This is a genomic window from Paenibacillus sp. FSL H3-0333 (genome assembly GCF_038002805.1).
Classification (GTDB): Bacteria; Bacillota; Bacilli; order Paenibacillales; family Paenibacillaceae; genus Paenibacillus_AQ; species Paenibacillus_AQ silagei.
Genome location: NZ_JBBODG010000001.1, coordinates 1,275,424 through 1,297,290, shown reverse-complemented (window position 1 = coordinate 1,297,290; position 21,867 = coordinate 1,275,424). Strand labels below are relative to the sequence as shown.

The 21,867-nt window shown below is 39.6% G+C and carries 17 protein-coding genes; 2 read left to right on the top strand and 15 right to left on the bottom strand.

Annotation, left to right across the window (positions count from 1 at the left end):
* Window positions 1-110: 110 nt before the first annotated feature.
* From MHH78_RS05715 to MHH78_RS05655, 14 genes are all read right to left on the bottom strand, one after another.
* Window positions 111-1,511, bottom strand: a complete 1,401-nt coding sequence (locus MHH78_RS05715) for an undecaprenyl-phosphate glucose phosphotransferase (protein WP_341166876.1) — start codon at window positions 1,509-1,511, stop codon at window positions 111-113.
* Complete coding sequence (locus MHH78_RS05710) at window positions 1,508-2,461, bottom strand: glycosyltransferase family 2 protein (protein ID WP_341166875.1); 954 nt, start codon at window positions 2,459-2,461, stop codon at window positions 1,508-1,510. The genes MHH78_RS05715 and MHH78_RS05710 overlap by 4 nt, the downstream gene beginning before the upstream one ends.
* 159 nt (window positions 2,462-2,620) lie before the next feature.
* Window positions 2,621-3,433, bottom strand: coding sequence for a hypothetical protein (locus tag MHH78_RS05705; RefSeq protein ID WP_341166874.1), 813 nt, complete (start codon window positions 3,431-3,433; stop codon window positions 2,621-2,623).
* Window positions 3,434-3,683: 250 nt separating this feature from the next.
* A complete protein-coding gene (gene rfbD, locus MHH78_RS05700; protein WP_341170286.1) occupies window positions 3,684-4,544 on the bottom strand; it encodes a dTDP-4-dehydrorhamnose reductase in 861 nt (286 codons plus the stop codon).
* An 8-nt stretch (window positions 4,545-4,552) separates the two neighbouring features.
* A complete protein-coding gene (rfbB, locus tag MHH78_RS05695) occupies window positions 4,553-5,575 on the bottom strand; it encodes a dTDP-glucose 4,6-dehydratase (RefSeq protein WP_341166873.1) in 1,023 nt (340 codons plus the stop codon).
* Between the two features lie 80 nt (window positions 5,576-5,655).
* Window positions 5,656-6,084, bottom strand: a complete 429-nt coding sequence (locus tag MHH78_RS33915; protein ID WP_445668033.1) for a GtrA family protein — start codon at window positions 6,082-6,084, stop codon at window positions 5,656-5,658.
* A 12-nt stretch (window positions 6,085-6,096) separates the two neighbouring features.
* Window positions 6,097-7,059 carry a glycosyltransferase family 2 protein gene (locus MHH78_RS05690; protein WP_341166872.1) on the bottom strand — a complete coding sequence of 321 codons (963 nt, stop codon included), beginning with the start codon at window positions 7,057-7,059 and terminating at the stop codon, window positions 6,097-6,099.
* 46 nt (window positions 7,060-7,105) lie between these two features.
* Window positions 7,106-9,217: a DUF3329 domain-containing protein gene (locus tag MHH78_RS05685; RefSeq protein WP_341166871.1), complete on the bottom strand. Its 2,112-nt coding sequence runs from the start codon at window positions 9,215-9,217 to the stop codon at window positions 7,106-7,108.
* A 151-nt stretch (window positions 9,218-9,368) separates the two neighbouring features.
* Window positions 9,369-10,289: a glycosyltransferase gene (locus tag MHH78_RS05680; protein ID WP_341166870.1), complete on the bottom strand. Its 921-nt coding sequence runs from the start codon at window positions 10,287-10,289 to the stop codon at window positions 9,369-9,371.
* 21 nt (window positions 10,290-10,310) lie between these two features.
* Window positions 10,311-12,563: a glycoside hydrolase family 99-like domain-containing protein gene (locus tag MHH78_RS05675; RefSeq protein ID WP_341166869.1), complete on the bottom strand. Its 2,253-nt coding sequence runs from the start codon at window positions 12,561-12,563 to the stop codon at window positions 10,311-10,313.
* Window positions 12,560-14,146, bottom strand: coding sequence for a hypothetical protein (locus tag MHH78_RS05670; protein ID WP_341166868.1), 1,587 nt, complete (start codon window positions 14,144-14,146; stop codon window positions 12,560-12,562). Before MHH78_RS05670 ends, MHH78_RS05675 begins: the two co-directional genes overlap by 4 nt.
* A gap of 34 nt (window positions 14,147-14,180) precedes the next feature.
* Complete coding sequence (locus MHH78_RS05665; RefSeq protein WP_341166867.1) at window positions 14,181-15,086, bottom strand: class I SAM-dependent methyltransferase; 906 nt, start codon at window positions 15,084-15,086, stop codon at window positions 14,181-14,183.
* Window positions 15,079-16,356 carry an ABC transporter ATP-binding protein gene (locus MHH78_RS05660; protein WP_341166866.1) on the bottom strand — a complete coding sequence of 426 codons (1,278 nt, stop codon included), beginning with the start codon at window positions 16,354-16,356 and terminating at the stop codon, window positions 15,079-15,081. The genes MHH78_RS05665 and MHH78_RS05660 overlap by 8 nt, the downstream gene beginning before the upstream one ends.
* Window positions 16,357-16,373: 17 nt before the next feature.
* Window positions 16,374-17,174, bottom strand: coding sequence for an ABC transporter permease (locus tag MHH78_RS05655; RefSeq protein ID WP_341166865.1), 801 nt, complete (start codon window positions 17,172-17,174; stop codon window positions 16,374-16,376).
* A gap of 100 nt (window positions 17,175-17,274) precedes the next feature.
* Here MHH78_RS05655 and MHH78_RS05650 point away from each other — a divergent pair, with 100 nt between their 5' ends.
* On the top strand, window positions 17,275-19,734 hold the full coding sequence (locus tag MHH78_RS05650) for an O-antigen ligase family protein (RefSeq protein ID WP_341166864.1): 2,460 nt from the start codon (window positions 17,275-17,277) through the stop codon (window positions 19,732-19,734).
* A 119-nt stretch (window positions 19,735-19,853) separates the two neighbouring features.
* Here MHH78_RS05650 and galU read toward each other — a convergent pair whose 3' ends face one another.
* A complete protein-coding gene (gene galU, locus MHH78_RS05645; protein ID WP_341166863.1) occupies window positions 19,854-20,741 on the bottom strand; it encodes a UTP--glucose-1-phosphate uridylyltransferase GalU in 888 nt (295 codons plus the stop codon).
* A gap of 187 nt (window positions 20,742-20,928) precedes the next feature.
* Between galU and MHH78_RS05640 the strand changes: the two genes are divergently transcribed.
* Window positions 20,929-21,762, top strand: coding sequence for a hypothetical protein (locus tag MHH78_RS05640; RefSeq protein ID WP_341166862.1), 834 nt, complete (start codon window positions 20,929-20,931; stop codon window positions 21,760-21,762).
* The last annotated feature ends 105 nt before the right edge of the window (window positions 21,763-21,867 follow it).

The following is a 21,867-nucleotide window of genomic DNA, read 5'->3' as shown; positions in this document are numbered from 1 at the left end:
TCCTTTGCAAGTAGTAGAGAGTCGGCTGAAAAAAGCAAAAACGGCTGTGTCATCCTCAAGGGGCAGCAACCGTTTTTTAGCGGAGAATAGAATATAGATAAGACCGTGTATTAATAAGCGTTCTTAAACCCATTACGAATAGTCTTGGCAATAATCCGGATATCGAACAGCAGAGACCAATTCTCGATATAGAAAATATCATGCTTGATCCGGTCCTCAATCGAGGTATCCCCGCGCAGACCGTTACTCTGAGCCCAGCCGGTAATCCCCGGCCGCACATGATGCTTAACCATATACTTCGGAATCTCGCCGCGGAACTGCTCTACAAAATAAGGGCGCTCCGGCCGGGGACCAACCACACTCATCTGCCCGAACAGCACGTTGAAGAATTGCGGCAGCTCATCCAGACTCGTTCGGCGGATAAACGTACCAAAGCGGGTCCGGCGCGGATCTTCCTTCGTGCTCCAGCCTGTGTCCACCTCACCGTCCGTCTGCATTTTCATGGAACGGAACTTGTACATCATGAAATTACGGCGGTTCAGCCCCACCCGCTCCTGCTTGAAAATCACCGGTCCCGGTGAAGTCAGGCGCACTCCGAGCGCTACAATCAGCATCACGGGAGACAGCATGAGAATGGCGAACAAGGCGAACACAATATCAAACGCACGCTTTGCCATTTTGTTCCCGGCCATATCCAGCGGAATATCGCGTACATTAATCATCGGCATCCCGGCAAAGTTATCGAAATACGGACGGGCCGGCAGGTAATCGAAGAAGTCAGGGATAATCAGCGTCCGCATCCCGGCTTTTTCACAAGTTGCAATAATAGCCGGGTATTTCGAGTGGGCATCCAGCGGCAGCGCCAGAATCACCTCATCGACAGGAAGCATCTCCAGCATAGCCTCCAACTGATCCACTGTACCCAGAATCGGCTTATACCGCTGCTCCTCAATGCCATCCCACTGATGGAAGTCATCCAGGAACCCGATGGCCTCATAGCCCAGCTCCGGATACTGCTCCAGGTTGTTATAGAATCTTTTACCCAATGTGCCTGCACCAAGAATCAGAACGAACTGGCGGTTGAAGCCTTTTTCACGCAGTGACTTCAGCATCTTCTTCAGCACATAACGGTACAGCATAATGGATAGAATATTGAAGCCCATGTAGATCGCCAGGTATTGCCGGGAGATATCGATCTCCCTCAGGAAGAACATCAGGCCCAGCAGGATAAAGATCCCCATGGCATGAACCTGAAAAATCTTGATGAATTCATCAATGAACCGCTTCTTGCGCTTGGGTAAGTAGAGCGACACCATAATCCCGATCAGTATGGCGATGGCCCCGTAAATAATGCTCCAGTAGGCATAGGATTCTACGGGTAGCGTCCGGTAGGACTCCAACAATCCGCTCTTGAACTTCAGCCACCAGGCCGCCAGGAAGGACAACTGGATAATAAGGAAGTCAGCAACCATATAGAGTTGGGTTAGGAATCTCTGATTCCGGCGAATCATAATCTCACCTCAGCCTTCGATTCATTGCGGATACCGGCTTCGCCGGGAACATTCAGACTCTGTGCGGGTGTAGGCACCTTACGCGGGGCAATCAATGCGTTGCGCAGCAGCGATAGAGTGAACTTAACGCCGACGCCCACATAGACCGCTCCATTTATCATACTGTTGTAACGGCTGCTATAATGCTTCTTATGAAATAAAATCATGGCCCGGTGAAACTCATACACGATCTTGAACGGTCTGCGGCGCGCGCTACCACCCTTCAGATGTACGATGGACGTCTGCGGATAATAATAAATCCCCCAGCCCGCTTCCTTGATCCGGTAACACCAATCCAGATCCTCTCCATACATGAAAAAGGTCTCATCCAGCCCGCCCACCTGTTCAATCGTCTCCCGGCGCAGCAGCATGAATGCCCCCACCAGACAATCTACCGGATATTCGTCATCCGGGTCCAGATAGCCCAGCTGATAGCCGTTGAACTTCGGACGGTCCGGGAACAGCTTACTGAAGCCAAAGGCATAATAGAACGAGGCGGACGGGGTCGGGAACCCTCTCCGACAGGCCTTATCCAGCGACCCATCCGGCAAAATCACCTTACACCCGGACGCGCCAAGATCAAGGCGGCTGTCCATGAACGTCAGCATCGTCTCCAGCGTATCCTTACGGATCACGGTATCTGAATTGAGCAGCAGCACATAACGCCCAGAGGCGACCTCCATCCCCTGGTTATTCCCCTTGGCAAAGCCTACATTCTCCGAATTGGCGATTAACAGCACCTCCGGGAACTCCTTGCTTATCGTCTCCACCGAGTCATCCTGGGAGTTATTATCTACTAGAATAATTTCATAGGAATAGCTTGTCTCCGAATCATACACCGACCTCAGACAATCCATCGTCAGGCGGCATGTGTTGTAATTTAGAATCAATATACTAACATCTACATTCACTGCTATACTCTCCTGACAAATATAGTAATCTATCGACAATTATTATAACACAAAAACCCCGCTGATAGGCAGCGCCTGTTCAGGGAGGTTTTCCAAATGAGAATATTCCATTGTTTATTTGGTTAAGTTCCACCTCGAGTCAGTGTTATCCAAGATTAATTAAAAAAAATCATTAGTAACAATGATTCTATTTCCTGGTCGGTCTACCCAATATAATTTATCCCCTATTAGTTCGACCCCTTGACCTGCCCCATATGTAGGCGCTTTAAGCCTTTCAATAAAATTAAAAGAAGTTCCGTCGAATTGATAGTGGTCCAATCCTTGCGTATATTTCTCACCGTATTTATTAGAACCATGGAGATTACCATAAAGTTCATTATCTTTAAAAAAGATACCTTGATATCCACCCTCACCCCCAAATTGTTCAGACAATGCATAACTTGCTTGATATTCAAAGTTACTATTGTATCGTTTAATTTCATTTCTATCATGATAAACTACCCAGAAGGATCCTTTATATGTTGCTAGCGATTCTGCAGTGCCCTGTCCGATATCATACTCCTTTACCAACTTTAAATCAGGTAACCTATATTTAACAATCCGGCTAACACGCTCTTCTTCCGGTGGAGACGAGTTGAAATTATACACTGTGGCATACAAATAAGTACCGGATACAAAACAATCTCCAAAGGACATGAAGCGCCCTTTTACATCTCTACCTGCATAGGCATTCTTTTTTTCTGTTATATATTTCCCCGAAACATCATATACAGAAATTGTGTTTGACAGAGTGAAATTTGAATCCCTATCAGATGTCACATAGATTCTTTCCTGGTCAGCCCCCACTCCCTGCCATGCTCTAAAAAAGTTTTTCATTTGAATAGATTTTGTAATGAGGCCATCGCCACTTCCAATTGTTGAAAAAGAAAATAAAGATGTCAAAACAATTATAATAACAAATGCTTTTTTCATATTTAACACTCCCAATCCATGGGTTTTACAATAATTTGATGTCGAGTTAAATATAGGTTTAATGGGCATCATAGACTTTCGTATAGAGTACAAGTTACACAATTCCTAACCTAAAAAACCCCTACCAAAAAACAGCACAACACCCCTTGCCGTTTGCCGGAATAGGGGATGTGATCATATTACTCAGTTCAGTTACTTCTTAGGTGTCTAATTGTTATCTCGTCACTTGCAGAGTCTCCCAGTCCTGCAGCTATTTAAGCTCCAGTAAAAAGTATCTAAGCCCTTCACGCCATGGACGGATATCCTGGAACCCGTTGGTACGGATCGCCAGATGCTCCATCACAGAGTTGCGTGGACGAGGCGCCGGACGGGGAAATTGCTCCGTCGCACAAGGTTCAAGCTTCGCTGTAAACTTCAGCCCCAGAAGTTCCTCGGCCTCAGCAAAGATCGCCTGTGTGAACTCGTACCAGGTACAAGAATCTGTGTTCGAGGCATGGTATACTCCATACTTTTCAGTCTGGATAAGCTCAAGCAAGAATCGTGCCAAGTCTACAGTATAGGTAGGCGAGCCTTTCTGGTCATCGACAACCTGCAGCAACGGCTTTTCCTGCCCCAGCTTCAGCATGGTTTTGACAAAGTTATTGCCGTATTTGCCATAGACCCAAGAGGTACGTACGATAAAAAATTTAGAAGATAAGGACTGGACCAGAATTTCTCCTGCCCGTTTGGACTTACCATAGATACTCTTAGGATCAGTGTTATCATATTCATGGTAAGGCTGTTCCCCCATGCCATCGAAGACATAGTCCGTACTGATATAGACCAGCTTAGCCCCTGCCTTCTCAGCAGCGAGCGCCACATTCCGGCTTCCTGTAGCATTAATGAGGTACGCTGCATCAATATCTGTCTCCGCCGCATCAACCGCTGTATGAGCCGCGCAATGGACGACCGCATCAGGCGCAAAAGCGCCGATGATCTCCTGACACTGGTCCAGATCGGTAATATCCATCTCCTGTCGGTCACAGCCCAGCACCTTATAATCCTCACCTTGAAGCAACAGCATAAGATCCTGGCCTAATTGTCCGGCTGCCCCTGTAACCAGTACCTTCATCTTCGCCATTACAGGGAATCTCCCAGACGGCTGCCGTACTGAAGTGCAGCATACTTCTTGTATTCACCAGACTGAATACGGGTCCACCATTCCTTGTTATTCAGATACCACTGAATAGTTTCCTTAATGCCGGTTTCAAAAGTGTGCTTAGGCTTCCAGCCCAGCTCATTCGTAATCTTCGTTGGATCAATGCCATAACGGCGGTCATGTCCGAGGCGGTCCTGAACATACGTAATCAGCGAGTCTGGCTTGCCGAGCTCTTGAAGCACAGTATTCACAATATGCACATTCGTCCGCTCATTGTTGCCGCCGATGTTGTACACCTCGCCATTCACGCCTTCATGAATAACCAGATCAATTGCGCTGCAGTGATCTTCAACATACAGCCAGTCACGGATATTCATTCCGTCTCCATACACAGGCAAAGCCTGATCTGCCAACGCACGCGAGATCATCAGCGGAATCAGTTTCTCCGGGAACTGATAAGGACCGTAGTTATTAGAGCAGCGGGTGATGTTAACAGGCAAACCGAAGGTTTCGTGGTAAGCACGCACCAGTAAATCTCCGCCTGCTTTACTTGCAGAATACGGGCTGTTAGGCGTCAGCGGTGTTTCTTCCGTGAACAGACCTGTAGCGCCAAGCGATCCATAGACCTCATCCGTGGACACTTGAACGAACTTAGTCACACTATATTTCTTAGCCGCATCCAGTAGCACTTGAGTACCCAGCACATTCGTCTTCACAAACACTTCCGGCTCCAAAATACTCCGATCCACATGCGACTCCGCCGCAAAGTTAACCACTACATCTACACCGTCACCGATCAGCTTATCCATCGCCGCAACATCAGTAATATTCGCCTTCACAAACGTATAGTTCGGATGATTCTCAACAGGTTTCAGATTCTCCAGATTACCTGCATACGTCAACGCATCCACATTGACGATGTGGTAATCTGGGTGTTGCTGCAACATATATATTACGAAATTGCTACCGATGAAGCCCGCTCCGCCAGTAATGAGAAGTTTCATTAACTTAACCTCCAAGTATTATTTCTATAATCGTATACTATTCGATACATTAACAGAAGTGATCTTTCTTTATGATCAGTTTAATCCTTTTTAAATGTAAAATACTTATGCCCAATGTAATTACAGAGAGTATATAGCACTGAAGCCACAAAAATAGAAGTATTTTCGATCAACTTGTTCTTACTTCCTAAATCATTAGTATGCATAAAAATATTAAATAAATGTCCTAGATAATAGGAAAACAAATAACAAACAATAGAAACTAAAATAAACTTCCAAATAGTTTTGTTTGCACTTTTTTTTGATTGAAAGGTAAAGCTTTTATTTAATATATAGCTGCAAATAATCCCTAAAATATTCCCTAGGCTAGTTGATATCCAATAATTAAAATGTAGAGTATTATACAAAATAAAAATTGATCCTAACCCGACCATCGTATTTAGGACTCCGACTAATAAAAATTTTAATAAAGTAGAATTATCAAGAATTCTTTGTTTAAACCAATTCATACTCACCATCATTTATAATGAATTTTCTTTTTCAGTTAATGAGGAAGAAATGTTTATTTCTTCTCTAACAAGAAAAAGCGGCCTTCTTTTAGTTTCATTATAAATCCTCCCGATATATTCCCCTATAATCCCTAGTGTAATTAGCTGTATCCCTCCAAAGAATAAGATAGCAACCATCAATGATGGATAGCCTGCAACTGGGTTACCATAGAAGATAGTATTAAAAATAAGATAAAGCATATATACAAACGATGTAATAGACACAAAAAAGCCCAAGTAAGATGCAAATTGTAAGGGAGCAAAGCTAAATGAGGTTATACCCTCCAATGCGAAATTCCATAACTTCCAGTAATTAAAACTTGTTTTCCCTGCAAAGCGTGCCTCTCGCTGGTAGGTAACGCTTGTTTGTTTAAAACCGACCCAACTAAATAATCCTTTCATAAATCTATGATGTTCAGGCAGTTGATTTAATGCATCTACAACTTGCCTAGACATGAGCCGGAAGTCACCTGTATCTTCTGGAATGTTAATTCTTGTTAACTTTGTGATTACTCTATAAAACATATGTGCAGTCATCTTTTTAAAAACTGTTTCTCCCTCACGCTTACTACGTGTAGCATAAACAACATCATATCCTTCAATCCATTTATTCACTAGTAAAGGGATTATACTCGGGGGATCTTGCAAGTCTGCATCAATTGGAATGATTGCATCACCAGAGGCATATTTAAAACCTGCTGACATTGCAATCTCCTTGCCGAAGTTTCTTGAAAGATCTATTACTTTAATATGGTTATCAATTTGTGCTAAATCTCTAAGTAACGGCAATGTATTGTCCTTACTGCCATCATTTATACATAGGATTTCATAATTGTAGGAATGCTCTAACATTGTGCTTTTAATACTTTTGAAAAATGTTTCAATATTATCTTGTTCGTTATACATAGGAACTATAAGTGACAACTTAAACTCCATGCTCATTTCATCCTTTTAAATTTATAATAAATCAGAAATGTTCTCATCATTCACCCGCTGACATTATTTCCAAATTATTAATTTGGAAAGATGGATCATTCCCTTTTGTTAAAAAATATTGAGCACCATCTCTAAGTCCTGACTTTTCCAATTGATTCAAGGATGATGTTTCCTTAAACAAATCGTTAATTTTAATAGTTTTGGCACCTTCTATGCTGATTGATTTTATTCCAATAAACAAATCCTTTTTGTTTCCTAAATCTATCCTAAGGTTATTTATATATGCGGATGGTAGGCGAACAATTAGTTTATCATCATCATTCATATTAACCTTAACAGAATTCTTTTCAATAAAACCTTTTCCAGAATCATAAAATATTTGAATTTGTTCTGAAAGTTTGCTAGCAAAATCTATAGTAATACCTATGCCTTTATCCGTATAATCGTTAACAAATTCAAATTGAGGATCATTACCACTGGTAACCACCTCCAGATATCCATCTTTATTAATTACCGAATAAATATCATGCTTTGGCACTAGCATCTCTAGTAGATCAGTACTTTCATACTTCTTTAGTATATTTTTATTTTGAATAGTAATTTTTGAAATTACAATCTTTTCATTTGCATGAATTCCAGGATCAAATCTAAAATTATAAATCGGCTTATTAGGAAGTTTAAAATAAAGTTTTTTTCCATCAGTTTGGTTATAAATTCCGGAGAGCGATGATTCTGTCTCGTTAAATCCGTTACCAGTATCATAATATAATTGGTACTGATTAATAACAGGATCTTTCAATTCCACAACGAGTACAGGGGTATCAATAACCACTGAATTTAAACCATAATATTTTGCAAAATGCACGTTAGAAGTATATTCAGGATTCATAGTAATATCAAAGATAAATACTCTGTCACTACCCTTTACAGAAAACGTTGGTAAACGAACATCGTATTTCCCACTTTCTAAACTTTCTTTGATTATTTTTTCTCTTATTACATTTTCACGTCCAACTATCTGCAAATCTTTAAATAGACTGTTAACTGAAAGAAGAAATGGAATCAGAGAGATTATAACGATAGTCAATCGAAGCTTTCGATTTAGAAATTTAGACAAAATCGTTATTGCAATGATAATAAATATTGCACCAACAAATGTAGCTCTTGTAGGAAATTCAGGAGAAGCAATCATTGCTAAATACGAGATGAATCCTGTTATAAATAACATTAGGGATAACCCGATATTTTTAACCTTTGATTCGGAATTCACAAAAAACATACATATAAACATTACAAAAAATAAAACAAATAGAGCCAACTGTTCATGTAATACTATATTCTTAATTGATTGAATAAAACCAAAAATTTGATCCTTTAAGCTTAAATCAAAGTACATTTTTTCTTTCCGAACTCCATTACCAGGTGCAAGAAGAAGAAATAGAGCTCCTATGATAAGACCTATACTTCCACTTGTAAACCAATAAGGGATTTTTTTGTGTTTATACATCATAAATAGAAAGGTAATACCTACAAATACAACTGCAGTAACAGCAGCATTTTCTTGAGACCAGCCAGCTAGTAAACCTAAAAAAAACATTAATACTATGCTAGCTATTCTATTTCCAATTATATGACTTCCCTCTAGCAAATATCTATACGGCAAGAGAAATAGCATAACAAATACAGTGGACCACAAGTAATTAATGGACCCAGCTAACCAAAACGCTGTTTGCCCCATCACAGGCATAAAAAACCATAGTAGTAGGGTTACTATAACAAAGTCCCGTAAATCCTCTTTATTATTAAATTTCCGTATCTTAATAAAAGAACAAATTAAATATATTAGAGATACAAGAAAAAGCGAGTTGAAGATATTAAAATACCCTTTACCTAACAACAAAAACAACTGAACCAAACCATGAATGACTATTCTACCTGTCCAATTAAAATACAGATAATGTTGCGAGCGTATAATATCATATAGATTTTGAATCCTAGTATCGCCGCCACTAACAAAGCTATAATAAAACTCATCATTCCAATAAGGGGTAACACTATTAAGCTTAAGATAGTATCCGAAGATAATGGCAGATAAGAATAATATTAATATTCTTGGAATATTAACCACTTTATCATCAACACTAATTTCAATTTTCATTTATAACATCCTATTCAGTTTTTAATTTTCCAGACTAAACACTATTTTTCTAACTACAAAGAAAATCCAGTTTAATCTGCTGTAAAACATCTATTATCAAGTTCATTCTTCTTATTAGCTAATAGTTGAAATTATAATTAATATATTAAGATCACCTTCGATCAATGAAAGATTGCCTTAACTGATATACATAATTTAATGGCGTCTTAGAAAACAGCCAGAAATGATCAAGTGACATATTTTTAATCTGGGTCATGAACTCATTATCCCAAATGTTTGGACTAGGACAAAGGTTGTTGAGAAGTTGCTTCTTTCTACAACTATAAAAGAAACTTCCCAACACAGTTTTGACTTCTCTATCCACGACGTTATCTAACTGTAAATATGAGTTATTTCCGTGCAATCTGTAGTAATAGATTGTATCTGGAATATAGAGTGGTTCTGTAATCAATAGACTCTTTAAAATAAAGTCCCAATCATGACAATACTTCAAATTTCTAAATCCACCCACTTTAATATAGATATCTCGAGTAAACAACATATTCCCGGTGGATATGGCAGAGTTATGTGGAACAAGAGACCATCCGACTGTTGGGAAGGTGTTTATTGAGTTTTGAACCGTTACAAATTTGGCAGCCTCACCTTCTGCAGTGTCTGCTAAAACACCTTCTCCATCGATTACATTTATCTTCGAAAATGAAAATTCTGCATTCTGAGCAAGCATTGCAGAAATCATTATTTTAAAGCGATCTTCTTTATATAAATCATCTGCATTTAGAATTGAAATATACTCACCAGCGGAAGCATTGATCCCCTCATTTATAGAGTAGTGAGCTCCACGATTCACTTTATGTATAATGAACCGTATATTCCCATTAAATCGTTTTTTCACTCTTTCTTGTGATATTAATTTACTAATTAAAGCCACGCTATTATCCTTTGAAAAATCGTCAATAATTACTAACTCCAAATTCTCATAAGTCTGTGAGATTACTGATTCAAGAGATTGAACAATAAATTTTTCATAATTATACGATGGAACAATCACACTAATCAAAGGCATATTAGTCATTAGAATTAACTCCTTGTTTTATTAGCGCACATTTAATGCTCTTAATGTGGCTTCCAGATATCCATGCCCATACTTGGTATCCGGTTCCAAATGTGTACCTTCAGCCCATTCATTCCATGCGTTAACAAAAACAATTTGATTATCTTTTTCATTAAATCTCTTTGTGTAGTCTATCAAACCGATCATCCACTTTTCATATTCACTAGGAGAAGCATCAAAAAACATATTCGACGATTTTTTCCTTCTAGCAGTATTATCCCAACTCAGCATAGCCCCTCGGAACCAGATATAATCACTCGCATTTTTTTTCCGCAAATTCCGCTCCACAACCTCTTTATAATTATAAATATTTCCGTCAAAATCAGGATCAAGCCCTTTGATTTGATCTGAAATTTCCGCTGCATAAACACCATGCGGTGGGAATTCTACAGCAGAATCACATCCATGAATTTCTGGATCTTGTTGTCCAAAAGATTGAACCATACACACATGCAAGTCTTTTAATCCATTCGCTCGACATTTATCTTTCCAGAATTTAACCGTATTTTTCAGATCAGGGAAAAGTTCTGCCCGATATATTAAGATAATAGGGACCCCGTCCTCTATGCAAATATATCTGCTATCCTTTAACATAGGTATAACCTCTTCAATGAACCTTTTATCCGAGTCTTCATCATGAATCTGTTGCATCAATAGTTCTTTTTCCTGCCCATCCCAACGTCTTGACCAACTTTCATTAGCCCAACAAATGCAAAAAGGGAAGTCTAAATCCTTATTTTCTAGCACATCGTTTAATGGCTTCTCAAGAAGTCTTTTACCATTGAACCAATAGTAATAGTAGCAGAATCCGAAAATACTATATCTATTAGCTAATTCAACTTGTCGTTCTTTTATATCCTTATCTTTTACCAAGTTATAGTAGCCCAAGTCAGTTGGTACATGCGGTTGATAATGTCCATCGTATAAGGGGAGAGCTTTTGTAACGTTTGTCCACTCAGTGAATCCTTCCCCCCACCACTCATCATTCTCTGGAATCGCATGGTATTGGGGAAGATAAAATGGTATGATTTTAACCTTCTCATTTTCAACTTCTTTCCATTGGGTCTCAGTAGCACGTTTGTGGTACAAGACCTTTGGAATGTGTTGAACTACCTTACTTTCATGAATAAGTTTATCCTTCAAAGCAATATAATGAGGCTCTCCTAAATTTCTCTTTAAGTTATCGGACTTTATAAATAAAGGACCCAAAAATGCACTTTTATTTTTTATATCAGCAAGAATGAATTCTTCTTTTAAAAAAGGTGCAAAGTGTTCTGTTCCTATAAATCGATCTTCATCCATATATATCAGTTCGCTTTTTGTTTCTTTGATAGCTTGTGCAGCATAATATAGTGCATTCACAGATAAGAAGTCTTCTTCTTCAAGAATAAATGTAAAGTCCCCTGAAATATAAGGAATTGCAATGTTAATATGATCCATAAAGTCTTCACTGTTAACTTCAAGCATATTTATCTGGACATTGTCAAAACGCTTATTGATCCCCGAAACGTTTTTCCCAACTAAAATAATCTCAATTTTTTTATAAGACTGTTTCACCAAAGAATTGACACAGGTACTCAAAATCTCAACGTCTCCGCTATGGAATGGAATAATAATCGACAATAAAGGGTCAGATGTTAATTCGTGATAACTGATCGGCTCTTCTTCATTATACTTATACGCTTCATAAGCATACTGCCCCCCTGAGTCTGAAGAGTGGTTAAGAAGTAACGTTTCAGACCTTTGGATGATCCACTTAAATCCGTGCTCTCTCCATTTTCGATAACCCTTTTTTATTAATTTAATAATTCCCTCATTACCATATAAGCTAGCATACTTTTCAAAAGCGACTTTAAAATATCCTATAGACGATATCTTTTCAATGCTCAGATCCTCAAGTTTAAAAGAACCTGGCATGTCCCCAGGGTCTAACCTTAAATCTTTCACTTCTTGATCAAACTTCACAATTTTAAAATGAGTATTATCCTTTTCATTTAAAACACCTAGTAGTAGGGACTGCTCTTGGCTAAATCCTTCTCCATAATTTATATAGAGACGTAGATATCTTGTATCTAGTGATATTCCACGCCACGTAAATTTGTAAAAACCCTTAACATATGCCTCATTAAAATACATTTGAGGATCATTATTTAAACTGATCCATTCATTCGAAAGTTCATTTTTATCTTTTATCTCCAAACCAAATAGTGAGGAAGTTTTCAATACTTTTTTCATTTTTTCTTTCCTTTCGTTTCACCACTAATTTTCCTACCTAAACTAATTATTTTACGAGATACACGCCACCAAATTGTACTTTCTATCTGTTTTATATATTCTTTACTTAATTTCAAATCATTCTGCAAGATAACATTCTCGTTAATAATTTGAGAGTTCTCACCACTTAGAACATTATTGAGATTTTTTTGATCAAGTAATTCCGCTTCCGTATTACTCAACTTGGCCATAATTTCACAGGAAATATCTTGAGCAGTACGAAGCGAGTTTTGCTGCTCATCTATCCTCAATTGATAATTAATTATTCTATCATTTAAGGTTTCGCTTTCATGAACAAAACGCTCTTTCTCATTATTAAAATCTGCCCTCTCTTTCTCAAGTACAGCTTCAAGTGTGCTGTTAAAGCCCAACAATCCCTCGTACTTTTCACCAAATTCAAGAAGTAAATCATCATCTATAAACTTAATGTACTTCAAAGAGACTTCAATTCTGGACACTTCAAAATCAGATTCTACAAAATAGTAGACTTGGGGGTCATCTGTTGCAAAAAAGAAAGTTGAATCCCAAGTGAAACTTGCATTTGTATAAATATAATTTAATTCCAGAGTATTGTTTTTAGAATCGAATGCAATAACCTTTTCAATCCGAATTATACTTTTTTTATCCGCAGGATCAAACCGAAAGAAATTCATATTCGATGCAACAAAAAAATTAAGAACTCTAGTATGGCTATCAATACCAATTTTTACACTAAGTTGCTCAGAATACAAATCTTCTTCGGTATTTTTATAAAATAATTGACTATAATATACTTCAGGTTCCTTAAACTCAAAAGGTATGCTACTTTTCAAGTAACCTTTGTGCATGGTTGTGGCCTGATTAGTTCCTACATAGTCAGCAAAGACAATCGACATATCAATATAACATTCTACTATTTCACTAGAAATTTGAAAAAAATTGAATATTGTGCCAATATCCACAAAATTAATCATGCTTTTGTAGTGGGCATAATAGAAAGTATTAATCGCCCTAAATGCCACAAATCCAACCGGTATTGGAAAATCGAGCACCCACTCATAATCTAATATTTTGAGTTGTTGGTTTTCAAGAATAAATATGTTATCCAAATTCAAATCTACATTAGAAATTGTAAAGGAATTCAAACCATCAAGAGGATATTTTTTTTTAAAAAAATGAACAAATTCCTCCGTATTACTAAATGGAGTATAGTTTTCAGCTGCAACATTATTAATCAATTGCTTATATAGAGTTAGTAGGCAAAAAAAATCTTTTTCATTTTTATTAAGTACTGCCTCTAAAATCAATTCATCTAAGCTACGACCTGAAATATAATCAAATATTAAAGAAAATTCTTCATCCACCTTAGGCTCCAGCAGTACATTCATCGTATAATGAGCACTTAACTTTTTATAGTTATCCAAAATATTCTTAATATGATTAGAACCACTTAAATTAATTGCTTCCTTTTTCACTTTCTTAACACCGTCTTGTTCATAAATAACGGTTTTCATTTGAAAGTGAGGATTACGGTCTTTACTATATCGCGTATATAGTATATGCATGTACATCCCACTCCTCAAAACGATAGACTCTAACTTAAGATTTTGAAAAAACTAAAAATGAATTAGAGAAAAAAGCGTACTCCCCTTCACTATGTAGAATACTATCGTAAACAGCTTGTTCGCTAAAAAAGAGCATTCTAGATTGGTCATAATTGACAATATCATTCTGTAGTTCTCCAATTTTCGGCAATCTTCTATCTGAATAAATTGAATTAGGTAATTTATAATCAGGATACGGATAATAAAATGTATTCTCTAAAAAACCAGCATCGTTTAGCGTTGTAATTAGCTCTGGCTTTGAAAATGTATATACCTTCCGCTTTGAAGGGTAACCCTCTAAACCATCAAATATTACTCCTGTATGATCTTCTTTAGCACCCGCCCAGTATTTCAATCCAAACTTATTTTCAATTGCAATAATCAAGGTTCCATTTGGTTTAAGATTTTTTTTAATATTTATCAAAAAATCAATATAGGGCGAATCTGAGGCAGTATATAGTGCCGCATATTCCAGGACACCAATGAGAGTAATATAATCAAATTTCTTGTCGAATTTAATATCGTTTAAATTCCCTACAATGATTTCCAAATTGGGTTTATCACTATTACGGTAAAAATTTATTAATGATCTCTTTTTTGAAAGTTCGACTGAAGTAACATGTTTGCATTTATCGCAAAGTATTCCTGTAATTGCACCACACCCAGCTCCAATTTCTAGAACCTCGGCTCCTTCTTTAAATGGATACCACTCTAGTAGGTTTTGTCTCTTGTTAGAAAAGTGATACAGTATAGGCCATCGATTATCAGTTGCAATAACTGTTTCTAAATCAACATTACTTTTAACCAAATCAAGCATTACATCTTCAATTTCTCCATCGGAGTATAAATCCTCTCCACTATAAAACGAATAATTAAGTCGTCCATCTTCAGAATTATCCATTTAGTACAGTCCCTTCGCTTTTCAAAACTTTTATATTCGAGTCCATATCAAAAAAACCAACGCTGTTCTTATTTGCAATTACATGAATGTTAAAAATATCGTATAGCCGATTATATACAACAAACTCATTACCCTCATATCCCGTGCAACCAAAAGATATAAGATAATCCCCACCCTGCAAAGCAATGTTCTGAGAAAATTCAATCATGTATATATCATCTTTCTTGATTAATCCGGTATTAATTGATTCAAGCATCGTATTCGTTCCAGTTATTTCGGTACCACGAATATCCTTGATACTAAAAGCAAAAATGGGATCTACTATATCCTCATTGAAACGCACTTTGATTTTCAGTTTAAACTCTTTTCCCTTCATAATAACATTCGTCAAATCCCCTAAATGATCGAATACTCCAAAGTCAATAATTTGCGCTTTATTATTTCCATAATCACTAAAGGAAGGATTAATATTAATCCCTTTTTTCCACTGATTTTCAACAAATCCGTTTTTAACATCCACGCTTTCCACTTTAGAATATTGATTAACCAATATTTTTTTATAAATGTCAATCATAGGACCAGGCGCCCCTTCATCAATGATGACGCCCTCATTCATAACAATGACCCTGTCACAATATTTCATTACGCTGCTCATGTCATGAGTAACAAATATTATCGTCTTACCTTGATCCTTAAATTCACTGAATTTTTTAAAACACTTTGCTTGGAAGAATATATCACCTACAGATAAGGCTTCATCAACAATCAGTATCTCAGGTTCAACATTAATCGCTACAGCAAAGGCTAATCTAACAAACATACCACTTGAATATGTTTTTACCGGTTGATGAATAAAGTCACCAATATCCGCAAAGGCAGTAATATCGTCAATCTTCTTATCAACATCTTCTTTGCTCATCCCCATCATCGTGCCATTTAGATAAACATTTTCCAAACCAGAGAAGTCAGGATTAAATCCTGCCCCTAGTTCTAATAGCGCAGATATTCTGCCTTTGACAGATAACTTACCAGAAGTTGGTGACAATACTCCTGTCATTATCTTTAGAAGCGTAGATTTACCAGAACCGTTCTTCCCAATAATACCCAATGATTCTCCTTTTTGAACATTTAACGTCATACTATTCAGAGCAAAAAAATCCTTGTGATAATTTTTACCAAATAAACTTAAAGATTCTTTCAATCTATCTACAGGGTTTCTATATAATTTGTATATCTTTGTAAGCTCATTTATTTCAATTACATTCTCCATTTTTACACTCCTTAATTCTAAAGCACATCTGCAAAGTGAGGTTTTAATTTTTTATAGAGTAAACCACCAACTAATAACAAACTGAAAGCAACAATCCAAAAATACAACGTTTCAAACGGTTTCTCCCAAAACCACATCTTGTTCAGGAAACAATCTCGATAGCCTTCTGCAATATAATAAAAAGGATTCAATTTAAATAAAAATTGATATTTGGGAGGTGTAATATCTAAAGACCATACAATGGGAGTTAGCCAAAATCCAATTTGGACAATTATGGATACAATTTGATTCATATCTCTAAAGAAAGGAACAATGGATGAAGTAATAAAGCTCACACCAACAAGCAGGATTATCATTCCTGCTATGTAATAGATAACTTGAATCCAATAAATATCAGGATATATCCCATAAAATATTAATATTAAAAATAAAAATAAAAGAAAGAATAAGTGAATAAAGAATGAAGACACTATTTTAACGATAGGAAGAATACTAATTTTAAAAACAACCTTCTTAACTAAGAAACTATACTCAGTAAAACTTAAAGTTGCATTCGCGAAAGCTTCAGCAAAATAAAACCAAGGTATCATTCCACAAATTAACCAAACCACAAATGGTGCACCACTGGTTGTAATTCCTGAACGGAACCCTACCTGAAAAACAAACCAGTATAGTAAAATTGTGATGAGAGGATTTGCGAAAGCCCAAAAAATTCCAAAATATGATCCTTTAAACTTCTTTTTAAAATCATTTTTTGCCAGACTATATATTAGTTTGTTTCTGGCACTCGTTTCTTGTGACAAATGTAAATTCAGCAATTTCCTTATCTCCTTATTAGTTGAAAATTGATGTTCCTTTAAGATTCTATCCGCTTATGCTAAAATATCCTCGTACCTACAGATAAAGGAGATTATAAACGTGTCGAAACCAGTATACGGTAAAAATGCGGTTCAGTCGAGAAATGTTGAAAAGATATCCAGTTACATATGGGCGTTAGCGATTGGGTTCATTGTTTTTTTGGTCTGGACCCCGTTTCAAGTGGGATTATTTAATGGGCAGCAGATTGACTTTGAGAAGCCGATCTATCTGTCTTCACTCCTAAGCAGCCTACTGCTGCTAGTGTGGGTAGGTCTATACTTCACTAAGTTCAGACTGGAGGGACAGCGTGATGCGCTGGCTGTGACCTCGCTGCTGTTGCCTGCAACCTACGCGTTGTCGCTTATTGGCGCTGCTTCGCATTATATGGCGATGAACCTGCTGTTTGTTCAGAGCATGTATGTCGCAATATTCATTATAGCGTTATATTTGCTCCAGCAAAAGCAACTAAATGTTGTCATTCAAAATTCCATTCTGGCGATCGCTTATTTCATCGTCGGTTTCGGTCTGCTGAACTGGCTTGGCAGCTGGAAATTCGCCGGGGGACTGGTGGGTTGGTTCTCCAACACTATTCACGATGGTAAATATTTAGATGCAGTCATGACGGACTCTAACGGGCTGCGTCTGACCTCCATTTTCCAGTATGCCAATACTTATGCAGCCTTCCTCATGGCCTTCCTGTTCGTGGCAGTGTATGCCCTGGTACGCTCCAAAAAGTGGTATGGTACGCTGACGCACAGCTTCATGCTGGTGCCGATTATTGTATCTCTGCTACTGACCTTGTCCCGTGGGGGACTTGTCATGCTGCCTGTAGTGTTTATCCTGCTCCTGCTGTTCCTGAAGCCTGCACAGCAGATTCTCTGGATTATTCATCTTGCGTTGTCTGGCCTGGCGGCTCTGCTGGTTACTAACCCGCTGACTACTCTTGGAACAGAGTTAAATACGACTTATACCTCATCATCAGCACTTAAGGCCTGGGCCTATCTGATTGGGGCCTCGGCAGTAGTGGCCGCCCTGGGATGGGTGATTCAACGTTATGTTGCACCATGGCTGCATGGAAAGCTGGGAGGCTCGGAAACCCGCAGATTCACAGGACTATGGATTCCACTCGGCTCAGTCGTGGCTGTAGCTATCGTTGCATTCCTGCTGATCGGGACAGGCTTGAAAAGTATTTTACCGGATAATATCGAGACGCGGCTGGAGAACATTAACTTCAAGCAGCATAGTGTATTAGAACGATTTACTTTCTACAAGGATGCCATGAAGGTAGTGAAGGATTATCCGGTTCTCGGATCGGGCGGGGGCGGCTGGTCTGCGTTATATGAAGAGTACCAGAACAACCCTTATATAAGCCGTCAGGTTCATAACTTCTTCCTGCAGTATTTGATCGAAGTCGGGATTGTCGGATTCATTGTGTTTATGGGCTTTATCGGATATATTTTCTACAAATACATCCGGGCATATCTGAAGCGGGACAAGGACGAGTTCAATAATGGATTCTTTTTCTACATCATTGCTCTATCCATTCTTGTTCACAGTCTGCTGGACTTTAACATGAGTTACGCGTTCATGGGGATTCTGGTCTTCATCGGCTTGGCTGGTATGGGTGCTGTGATGGAGAACAAACCGCTCCGCCAGAGCTGGAATAAAGCCGGGATTCGCATGGGGTACATGGCTGTCCTGAGCATCGGGACGATATTCCTGCTGTTCCTGTCGATCAGCTACATCGGGTCCAGTAACGCTGCGCTCAAAGGCAAAAACTTAGTTTCCGTGAGTACTTCCTATGAGGAGATCAAAACTCCGTTAGTCAAAGCATTAGATGCCCGTCCGTACCATCCCGAAGCAGCATTATACTTGTCCACTCTTGACATGCAGGTATTCAAGCAAACTCAAGATGAGCAGTATCTGGCTGAAGCGTCCAATGTGTTGACAAGTGCTTTGAAAGATGAGCCTTACAATAAAAATCTATTGGCTCAATTGGCCAGCTATTACGATCTGAAGGGTCAACCTGATATGGCGTTGGCAGTATACAGTGACAATGCTTACAAGTTCAACTGGGATATCACCTGGTATGAGTCATTGATTAACCGTGCTCAGACGCTTGCTGCGGCGGCAGCTGAGCAGAAGGATGAGGCCAAGAAACAAGAATACCTCACCGCCGGACTGGATGCATATAAGCATGTTGAGGATGGTGTGGAGCATCTGAAAACTTTACCACCAGAACAAATGCAAGGCCGTCCTTTCTCTGTTACTCCTGCCATTGCACTAAATGTGGGTAAGCTACAGGTTATCTCAGGACAAAATGATGTAGCTGCTGCTACTTTGAAACTTGGATTGACTGAAGATTACAGTGATACCACTAACCGCGAGGTAGCCCGCTGGTACTTAGCAGCACTAAAAAAAGCAGGAGCAGTAGTAGATCAGCCAATCTATGACAAGCTGGTTGCCGCTGATCCGGCTGAGGCTGCAGCCATTGAGGCTGTTGTGACTACGCAGTACTGATCGCATAACAGAACAGATATAGAAAAAAGCGGCTTACTGTCTGAGTACAGTGAGCCGCCTTTTATTATGATTTAAGTGAGATTGAATAAGAATACGTATAAAGATAAGCGATAGTATCCTTATCTGCTAAACAGTCTCTCTTCGTTCTCGATAACCTGCTTCAAATACTCCAAGAGCCCTTCCTTAAGCTCCTCATGCTGAAGCGCGTAGTGGATGCTTGTCTGGATAAACCCCATCTTCTCCCCGACATCATGCCGTCTGCCTTCGAAGTCATAAGCGATAATCCGCTCCACTTCACTTAAACGGGAGATCGCATCCGTAAGCTGAATCTCACCGCCTACACCAACCTGCTGCTCACCCAGCATATCGAAGATGCGCGGAGTCAGGATATACCGTCCCAGAATCGCCAGGTTGGATGGAGCATCCTCACGCTTAGGCTTTTCTACAAGCCGGTTGGCTCTGTAGACACGTTCTGCTATTTCAGAACTGTCCACTACCCCGTAACGGGACACCTCTTCCCATGGTACAGGCTGTACACCCACAATGGAGGATCTATATTGATCGTACACTTCAATCATCTGCTTGAGACAAGGCTTGTTCGACTCCACGATGTCATCCCCCAACAGCACTGCGAAGGGCTCGTTACCGATGAACTTCCGTGCACACCAGATTGCGTGTCCGAGACCACGGGGTTCTTTTTGGCGGATGTAGTGGATGTCGGCCATCTCGGAGGATTTGCGCACCGATTCCAGCAGCTCCCACTTCTGCTTCTCTGCCAGATTGAATTCCAGTTCGAATGAATTATCGAAATGGTCTTCGATTGCACGCTTGCCTTTCCCCGTCACAATAATAATATCTTCAATCCCGGAAGCAACCGCCTCCTCAACAATATATTGAATCGTGGGTTTGTCTACGATGGGCAGCATTTCTTTGGGCATCGCTTTGGTCGCAGGCAGGAAGCGGGTTCCCAGACCGGCAGCGGGAATAATCGCTTTACGGATCTTCATCTCATAGCTCCTTTAACAGATATACTCATAATCTCAATTATAACAGTTCCTGCTGATTTTGGGCAGTATACTGAGGCAGGGACAAACAGGGACGAAGATCTCTGGGTGAACGCCCAGCGTTGACGTTCCCAATAGATGTTGATATAACAGCACTATACAGCACTTCCATTCGAAGAGGAGGGTATTCATGTTAGACTTATCCAGTCCGGTATGGCAACAGCTTCACGGCCCTTTCGGCCCTGCTGAAGCGGTCCCCGGGTTACTGCAGCAGTTGCGGAAGGAGTATAGCACCGAGGTTAAAGATGAGCTGTACTGGGAGCACCTGTTCCATCAGGACACGATCTACAGCTGCACTTTTGCCGCAGTGCCTTATTTGTCGCAGCTTGCCAGGCAGTCGGATGACCCCGAAGTAAAACTGGATATTTACGTGAACTGCGGGATCTTCCTGACGAATCAGCTGACAGTGAACAGAGAAAATCTTCCTTCTGAGTTTGCTCACCAGAACCCGCCGCTTGCTGAGGAGCTTGTCCAAGAGATTTATACGGTCTACCTCACTGCTATTGAATACCTGGGCAACCTGTCGGAAGAGATCTTCCGCTATGCGGAATCGGCGCAAAAGGATGACCAGGAGAAGCGATACATCCTCGCTGCGGATGCTGCTTACCGAGGAGATCGGGCAGTAGCGGGTATATTGTTGACCTATTCGGAAGGCGATGAGTATATGGTCGGATGCCCGAGCTGTTATGAGGAAATGTATATTTGGCCGAATGAGAACAGCCTAGGGATGACCGCCTATTCTGACGACCCGGTATTCAACGGCAAGGACAATGGTCAAGCCGTTACGCCTTCCGCGCTTGGCAGCGTCAGTTCGGAAGACAGCCCGTTAGCACGCCTATGGCAAGCAGCTCATGCCATCAAGAACGGTCAGCTGATGGAGCAATTGCCTTATCTCACCGGAAAGGTGAACTGCCCGGCCTGTGGTGAAGCACTGGACATCTGGCCTGAGCTGTTGCCGTTGTAAGAAAGAGCGGATGGGTAAAAGGTTTGGTTGGCTGGATAGTGTGGAGGATACAAAAACAGGCCCGGAAGAATATCGGGAGCCATCTGGTTGGATGGCCCCGGTAAC